This is a genomic window from Neptuniibacter sp. UBA6509, assembly GCA_002435145.1.
In the GTDB taxonomy this organism is placed as follows: Bacteria; Pseudomonadota; Gammaproteobacteria; order Pseudomonadales; family Balneatricaceae; genus Neptuniibacter.
In genome coordinates, this window is record DJLT01000098.1 from 1 (window position 1) to 7,351 (window position 7,351).

Annotated in this window: 9 protein-coding genes; 2 read left to right on the top strand and 7 right to left on the bottom strand. The window is 43.9% G+C overall.

Translation table 11 applies throughout. The features are described from left to right. Nucleotides 1-365 precede the first annotated feature (365 nt). From B4K11_RS12550 to B4K11_RS12570, 5 genes are all read right to left on the bottom strand, one after another. The gene (locus tag B4K11_RS12550; RefSeq protein WP_292950522.1) at nucleotides 366-944 is read right to left on the bottom strand and encodes an AAA family ATPase; all 579 of its coding nucleotides are present in this window, start codon (nucleotides 942-944) and stop codon (nucleotides 366-368) included. Continuing rightward, the gene (locus B4K11_RS12555) at nucleotides 937-1,356 is read right to left on the bottom strand and encodes a TA system antitoxin ParD family protein (protein ID WP_292950521.1); all 420 of its coding nucleotides are present in this window, start codon (nucleotides 1,354-1,356) and stop codon (nucleotides 937-939) included. The genes B4K11_RS12550 and B4K11_RS12555 overlap by 8 nt, the downstream gene beginning before the upstream one ends. Nucleotides 1,357-1,525: 169 nt before the next feature. After that, nucleotides 1,526-1,666 (bottom strand): hypothetical protein, encoded by a 141-nt coding sequence (locus tag B4K11_RS12560; RefSeq protein WP_292950520.1) that lies wholly within the window; start codon nucleotides 1,664-1,666, stop codon nucleotides 1,526-1,528. 240 nt (nucleotides 1,667-1,906) lie between these two features. Further along, nucleotides 1,907-3,100, bottom strand: coding sequence for an NAD(P)/FAD-dependent oxidoreductase (locus B4K11_RS12565; protein ID WP_292950519.1), 1,194 nt, complete (start codon nucleotides 3,098-3,100; stop codon nucleotides 1,907-1,909). A gap of 116 nt (nucleotides 3,101-3,216) precedes the next feature. Further along, nucleotides 3,217-3,459, bottom strand: coding sequence for a CDGSH iron-sulfur domain-containing protein (locus B4K11_RS12570; protein ID WP_292950518.1), 243 nt, complete (start codon nucleotides 3,457-3,459; stop codon nucleotides 3,217-3,219). Nucleotides 3,460-3,898: 439 nt separating this feature from the next. On the opposite strand from B4K11_RS12570, the gene B4K11_RS12575 reads away from it, so the two are divergent. Continuing rightward, nucleotides 3,899-4,546, top strand: a complete 648-nt coding sequence (locus B4K11_RS12575; RefSeq protein ID WP_292950517.1) for a hypothetical protein — start codon at nucleotides 3,899-3,901, stop codon at nucleotides 4,544-4,546. Nucleotides 4,547-4,689: 143 nt separating this feature from the next. Here B4K11_RS12575 and B4K11_RS12580 read toward each other — a convergent pair whose 3' ends face one another. Together B4K11_RS12580 and ylqF are read right to left on the bottom strand one after the other, a co-directional pair. Beyond that, nucleotides 4,690-4,953 carry a hypothetical protein gene (locus tag B4K11_RS12580; protein ID WP_292950516.1) on the bottom strand — a complete coding sequence of 88 codons (264 nt, stop codon included), beginning with the start codon at nucleotides 4,951-4,953 and terminating at the stop codon, nucleotides 4,690-4,692. Between the two features lies 1 nt (nucleotide 4,954). Continuing rightward, on the bottom strand, nucleotides 4,955-5,875 hold the full coding sequence (gene ylqF, locus B4K11_RS12585; RefSeq protein ID WP_292950515.1) for a ribosome biogenesis GTPase YlqF: 921 nt from the start codon (nucleotides 5,873-5,875) through the stop codon (nucleotides 4,955-4,957). Nucleotides 5,876-6,067: 192 nt separating this feature from the next. Here ylqF and B4K11_RS12590 point away from each other — a divergent pair, with 192 nt between their 5' ends. Continuing rightward, on the top strand, nucleotides 6,068-7,285 hold the full coding sequence (locus tag B4K11_RS12590) for an EAL and HDOD domain-containing protein (protein WP_292950514.1): 1,218 nt from the start codon (nucleotides 6,068-6,070) through the stop codon (nucleotides 7,283-7,285). Nucleotides 7,286-7,351 lie beyond the last annotated feature (66 nt).

Here is a 7,351-nt window from a genome sequence, read left to right on the forward strand (position 1 = left end):
CTCTGTGAGTTTTCAGTCGGGTAAAGACAGTGTGTTACCACACCACCCTCCCCTAAGAACCGTACTTGAGAGTCACCCCTCATACGGCTCAAGCCTCTCAACAGTCTTAATATGACCGAGCTTCACTACGGGAAATCGATCGATGACGGTGTTTGTGCTGATACTCACTATCGGCAAAGGATAATTGCTGCTCCATGTTCGATCTCTTCAGGTATTGATTAGCCTGAATTATCTCATGTGGAGGGACTTAATCGCATCTTCCCTAAGGAACCCACCCAAGGCCGGATCATAAAACCGCCCGTTCATTAGATGCGTTGAGTTTATGAGCTAAACTGATTAGCGAAGGGAACGCTGAGAATACAGGGTTAAACGTGTAACAAGTCCGCAGCCCAAGTAGGTAGTGGCTGCATGTGCTCCGTGGTGGTTTGATTTCGGATAGTCACCACTTGTTGGAATGGGTCTTCGTAGCTGGAGTTGTCCAAAAACCTTACATGGTCACATAAAGGAAGTACATTTCGGATATTTTCCAGAGTTCTCGGAATAGGGGTCTCGACCTTTTTATCAGGAACAAAGTGCCCCCCTTCTTCTACACGTTGAGATATACGCGCCTTATTCAATGAAATATTATCAACATGGATAAACACTAAAACTACTTGATAACCAAAAGCTTTTGCCTTCGCTATAAAGTCAATTTTAGACGGATGGGAAAAAACGGTTTCAAAACAAAAAATGGCGCCATCGATCAGTAGCTGTTCACGCATTTGCGTAGCTAATTGAGCTGCCTCATAGCTATTACCTTCAGGATCATCTGGAAAGACCTGTTTTGCCAGTACATTGGCATTCACAAACGGCATTCCTCTACGCTCTAGGTATTTGCGATAAAACGTACTCTTACCCGCACCATTTCCGCCAACAAGCATCCAAAGTTGTTTTGCACTACCCATTCACCGCTCCGGATGACGGCTTAAATTGACCATTTTCAAACTGACCTACAGTTACCGTACCATCCGAAGAAATTTGCTCTAGCATTCCTAGATATTGGGTCGAAGCCTGATACCTTAATGAGCTAGACGTTATATTCTCTTGAAGACTCCCTGTTGCTCGATCATCTTCCAAAGAATCAAAGAGGCTATCAGGATCTACGCTTGGACCAACTACCGGCTCAACTTTAAGTTTTACCAATCCTGCATAGAGCTGTAATAAAGTCTCTGGTGTAATGACTTTAGATACGCTTCGTCCAATGTCCGCCCAATACTCGATCTGCTCCGCAGTCGAACGATGGAGGTGCTTTCCTGACAGTTTGGCTTGCTCAACCAAGCCGGCGTCTAAACGCAATGGGGAATGTGCCTTTGCCATGTCATTTACTCTATCGTTTTATTAACTTCACATAACCGTAGCAGATCGCTACAAAAAAGATCTATAACCTCAAAATTACTAAGCTATGCTGACCCACCACCAGATTTAAAAGCAGTGGCTCAGTAATATAGTTAGACTCGGAGATCTATTCATGCAGCCCCTTTCACCCCTAGTGCGGCAGGATGCGTTCCGCATAAACTTCACGAAGTTTGTTGATTGATACATGGGGATAGATCTGTGTAGTAGAGATCCGTGCATAAGTAAACATATCCTGAACATAGCGGATATCAGCACCCTTTTGATGCATCATGCTTCCGCCGAATACCAAAATAAGTTGCCAGCACCGACCTTTCGCACACTAAAATGTTTGTTGTACTTAGAGATCACGCTTGTTAGGTATCTACCACAAAACGATTATCAATCGCGCGCGGATTAATGTGGCAGCCCTAAAGACATTAAGCAACAAATGCTCTAACAAAGATGGCGCGCCTAAACACTGAATTCAATAGAGTGACTGAGGAACAGTCTTCATTTTAACGCCCTAATACAGCTAAACCACCTGCCCCGCCGCAAACCCTGACGCCCATGCCCATTGGAAGTTGTGGCCGCCTAAGTGTCCGGTTACATCTAAGCATTCACCAATAAAGTACAAACCCGGAGCTTTTTTAGCTTCCATGGATTTTTGGTTGATCTCGTTGGTATCGATTCCACCGAGTGTGACTTCTGCAGTGCGGTAGCCTTCGGTACCTGAAGGTTTGATTTTCCAGTGACAAAAAGCTTCGTTAATCGCTTCTAGCTGTTTATTGGAGAACCCACCCATCACGCCTTCTAAGCCAAATTTGGCACAGAGAATTTGCGACATACGCTTGCTCATTTGCTGCGCCATGATAGTAGTAACTTCCGCTTTTGGCCGCGCTTCGCGTTGCTCTTTTAGCCAAACTAACAGATCCATTTCAGGAAAAAGGTTCAGCTCTACATCACCACCGGGCTGCCAGTAGTTGGAGATCTGTAAAATAGCGGGACCACTTAAGCCACGATGGGTAAATAGCATCATCTCGACAAAGCTTGTGTTTCCGACGCTCGCCTTAATCAGATGGGAAACGCCGGATAGCTCTTTAAGAATGTCTTTGTCTTTAGGTTGCAGCGTAAACGGAACCAGTGCCGCCGTTCTAGGTAACACAGTTAATGCGTATTGTGCTGCAATGTCATAAGCGAAGCTGGTAGCACCACCATTTGGAATTGATAAACCACCGGTGGCAATGACAACAGAGTCGGTTTTGATTTTGCCCATTGAGGTTTCTAACTGGTAACCGCCCTGACCTTTTTGCGGGTCTGCTTGCTTCACCTTTTGCACAGCGGTATCGGTTTTGATCTCTACCCCGGCCCATTCGCATTCGGTCATTAAGACTCTAAGAATCTCTTTACTGGATTCATTACAGAACAGTTGGCCTAAGGTCTTCTCGTGATATTCCACACCGTGACGGTCAACCAGATCGATAAAGTCTTGTGCTTTATAACGGCTCAACGCTGATTTACAGAAGTGAGGGTTTTGCGAGATGAAGTTAGCCGGTGTGTTATGGATGTTGGTAAAGTTACAACGCCCACCACCGGACATCAGAATTTTACGTCCAATCTTAGCAGTATGCTCGATGACAAGTACAGAGCGACCACGATAGCCTGCAGTCGCTGCACACATAAGGCCTGAGGCTCCGGCACCAATAATTACGACATCATACTGCAACACGCTAACTCCTAAATAAGGCTTTGAACTGAAAATCAGGGAGAATTAAAGCGCGCTATATTATCACAGCCTAAGAGTTGCTACGTTGTGTTTTTTAAGTGGTGCTATGATAGCTGATGTTACTTTTTATGACTGCCATCACAAAGAGGCGGCATTGAGCTCTGCTTACACATACAGAGCCAGACCTCTTCGTCTTTTTCTGCTGTAAATACAATGGGGTCTAACCCTGTACCTTGGTGAGAACCATCGCAAAATGGCTGTTCAGCCGAGCGACCACACGCACACCATGCGTAGATCTGCCCTTCTTCTAAATTGACCTTTACCGGTGCGTCAGCAGCACGATGAATAGGTGAATGAGACATATGCTCTTCTCCTCTACTTAAATGCCACTTTCCCTTGCAGCGTTACAGTGTCGAGCTTTGGCCCTGTCACTAAACGTAGAAGATCATTCTCTATTGTTCAATATTATCAACTATCAAAATTCTAATGCAGCCACCATTAGCTGTCATTGATAGATTCCAGAATAGATAACTAGTTCATTGGCTAGGACTCTTTAAATTTACGTTTTCCACACTTCCTTTTTTTATCGTTATGACATTCTTCTTATCGTTATGACATTGCCATCTGAACCTTTTCTTTACTGCTTTGCCGGCAATCGCTGGCCGCTTTTTTAGCGGAGAAACATAAAAACAAGTACCTCCTTTCCTCACCCACCCCATATTGATTGGCCTAAGGTTAATAAATTGCTTTGGTCCGATATTTGCTTTGATCCTTAGTTCCACATTTTTTTGAGTATCAAGTATGTTGTCACCTTTAGGATTAACGACTGAATCTACAAACCTTCTCCAACTTAGAGGGCTTTCATCAGAGCAAGTTGATCTATTTTCTGACTTACTTGATGCCGCAAATCATCAGCTGGATAATGATAAATCAGCCAAGCAGGTTCTATCCTCAATGTCTCAGGATGAGATGAAGCTCTTGCAAAAAGCAACCGGGCTGGCTGATCCTATCGACGTTAACTCACTCAGCACCGAGGGTGCCGCTAATCTCTTAGCTCAACCTGACCATACCGGCATGGTTGATATAAACAATGATGGAATTGTTGAGATCGGCAAGGCCAAAATGGTGACCTTCCCTCCTATCAACGCTCCTGATTCTGTTCACCAAGCATGGGAAAAAGCGACAGAAGGCATGGCCGAAGGTGAAAAAATGATTATGCAGTTTCATATGCATGTCGCTACATACGGCCTTGAAATAAATGGCCAGAACACAAAAGAAGCCCTCCCCCCTGAAGAGCAATGGTCAAGCACTGGCTGGCAGCAACTCTTAAAAGAACTAAGAAGCGCACTTGAATTTTCTGTGGCTATGGATGGTTGGGATAGAACTAACCTAGTGCGCCAGGATTTTTATGATAAGTTCGAGAGTGAACTTCGCCAACAAAATGCCTGAGCGGCATTCTTCTTAGCTACTCTCTCTGAGCTAGTTTAAACCATAAGATACGAAGACAAAAAAGCCGAAACATTTGTTTCGGCTTTTTAAGTATGATTTCAGAGCGACTTAGCGACGGCTCTTTAAAGACTACTCTTTAATCTCTATTCTGAGTCGCGTTGCTTCTCTTCATTCAACTTCTTTATTTTATCGGCTAAACGCGTTTTGCGCTCTGCTGGCTGATTATCATCAGAATTATCACTATTTTGACGCTGTTTCTCATACACTGAAGCATTTTTCTTCTTTTCTGCTTGCGCTTTACGACGACGGCTTTCATAGCTATCTGGATCAGCCAACTTCTCTGAGCGACTCGGTCCTGAGTTATCAATAAAACCTGTTGCCTTACGGCTTTTTTTAATACGTGCCATTTTACGATCTACCTTTACTTTCGGCGGCTTCTTCAGCGGCCAATCTTTCTTGTTCAATTCTTTCCAGTTCTGCAAGACGGCGTTTTTCAGCCCACTCGCCCACTGTTTCGAAACTAATTTTTCCTAATTTTCCTGAACGTATTTCATTCAGCAAGAGTGTAGACGCTTTATTTCGATCAATAATACCACCGGGTCTTAAACAACCACGTCGACGGCCTATCTCGTCTAGCACTTCCTCTGCTATTTCCGGCATCGCTTTAAACTTAAAGCGTTCAATAAGGCGTTCGGGATAATCGGTTCTCATAAAGCCCGCAGCAAAGATAGCCACGTCTTCATGTTCAATCGCCGTATCTTTGATTGCGCCACTGGCCGCTAGGCGATAACCAGAATCTATATCTTCAATTTTAGGCCATAAAAAACCAGGTGTATCTGACAGCACCATGCCATTATGGGTGGTGAACCGTTTCTGAGTTTTAGTCACCGCCGGTTCGTTACCTACTTTGGCAATTTTTCGTCCCAACAGCGCATTAATCAGTGTGGATTTCCCGACATTGGGAATTCCCAAAATCATTGTTCGCACAGGGCGCTCTGCATTGGAACGCGAAGGTACCATCTGCTTACAGATATCCGCAATCTGGTTAATCACCTTCTTCTGTGATTGCTCAAGCGATATCGCACGGGTTTCAGGCAAACTATTAAAATACTCAAGCCACTGTTGAGTTCTTTCATCATCAGCCAGATCACTTTTGTTCAGTATTTTAAGCTTTGGCTTACCTTTACGAAGAGTATCCACTAGCGGATTTTCGCTGGATTGCGGCAAACGTGCATCAATTACCTCGATAATCACGTCTACTTCGTCCATAACTTTTGCGATCTCTTTCCGCGCTTTATGCATGTGGCCCGGAAACCAATTTATACTCATCGAACAACCTTCAAAATATGCCTGAAAATATTAAAGTTCAGTATTATACTGCATGGCAGGTTCTAATGTTCGATTGCTTGATACAAATCCAATTTTTATCGGTAAATAAGTCTATATCCGCTTTTACCTTGCCTCTTTGGGAGATAGACTTACCTTTATTCTGCTTTTTAGATTAGGGAACCCCTAGCGCATATGGATAATTCAGAGAACTCTCAAGTATTGATGGCTCGCCAACCTATTTTCGATCGGAATCAAAAGGTTGTCGCATACGAGCTACTTTACCGTACAGAAGATGCTCAAGGTCATGCCCTTTTTTCTAACTCTGAAGCCACAAGTGAAGTCATTCTAAATGCTTATACAAGCATCTCTGATTCAGGTGAATTAAAGCGTGTCCCTGCGTTTATCAACTTAACTCGTGATATTTTAGTCGAGCAGCAGCTTCCTGAAGTATCTAAAAAGCACATCGTGCTTGAGATACTTGAAGACATTGAACCCGATGAGGATGTGATTAAAGCAGTCACTAAACTTCATGCTGACGGCTATCGTATCGCCATGGACGATTTTGTCTACGCCCCTAAGTATGACGCCCTTTTAAAACTAGCTCATATCGTTAAAGTCGATGTACTCGAGCTTGGAATGGAAGAAGTCGCTAAGCAGGTAAATGAGCTTAAAAAGCACAAAGTTACACTGCTAGCAGAAAAGATTGAAACCCATGATCAGCTAGAAGCTTGTGTCGATCTAGGGTTTAAGCTTTTCCAAGGTCATTTCCTTAGTAAACCTAAAGTGGTTAAAGGAAAGAAAATCCAAGGCAGCCAAGTTGCTCTGATGCAACTTATCCAAGAACTCCAAAGTTCACAAGCAACACCTGAAAAACTTGAAGAACTGATTATTCGAGACCCGGCGCTAACTTATAAGTTATTACGTATCGTCAACTCGGCAGGATATAGCCTGGTACGCCAAGTTGAATCTGTAGCAGAAGCGATCGTTCTACTTGGCTTAGAGCAGGTTAAAAAATGGGCAACTTTGATTGCCATGTCTTCCAACCAAGACAAGCCCGAAGAGCTATCAAGAAGCTTACTAATACGTGGACGCATGTGTGAAGAGATCGCTCAAGCACAAAAACTTAGCAACTACGGCAGTTACTTTATGGCAGGCATGATGTCAGGGCTTCATGCTTTACTCGATATTGAGCGTGAGAGCATGCTAGAGCAAGTGCCATTAGGTGATGATATTAAAAATGCAGTAAGCTTAGGACAGGGCGAAATGGGGCAAGTATTACGCAATGTAGTCAATTATGAGAACGGCGATTGGGATCTTCTCCCCTCAGATCTTGACGGAACTTTGTACGAAACAGCTTATAAAGCGAGCCTAGAGTGGACACAAGAGTCGATGCAGGCGATGTACGACTAACGCAAGGTCTTCGACCTCTCTCCGTTTAAAAAAGCAGCTTAGTGCCACTGCTGTCCCATAGTTAGG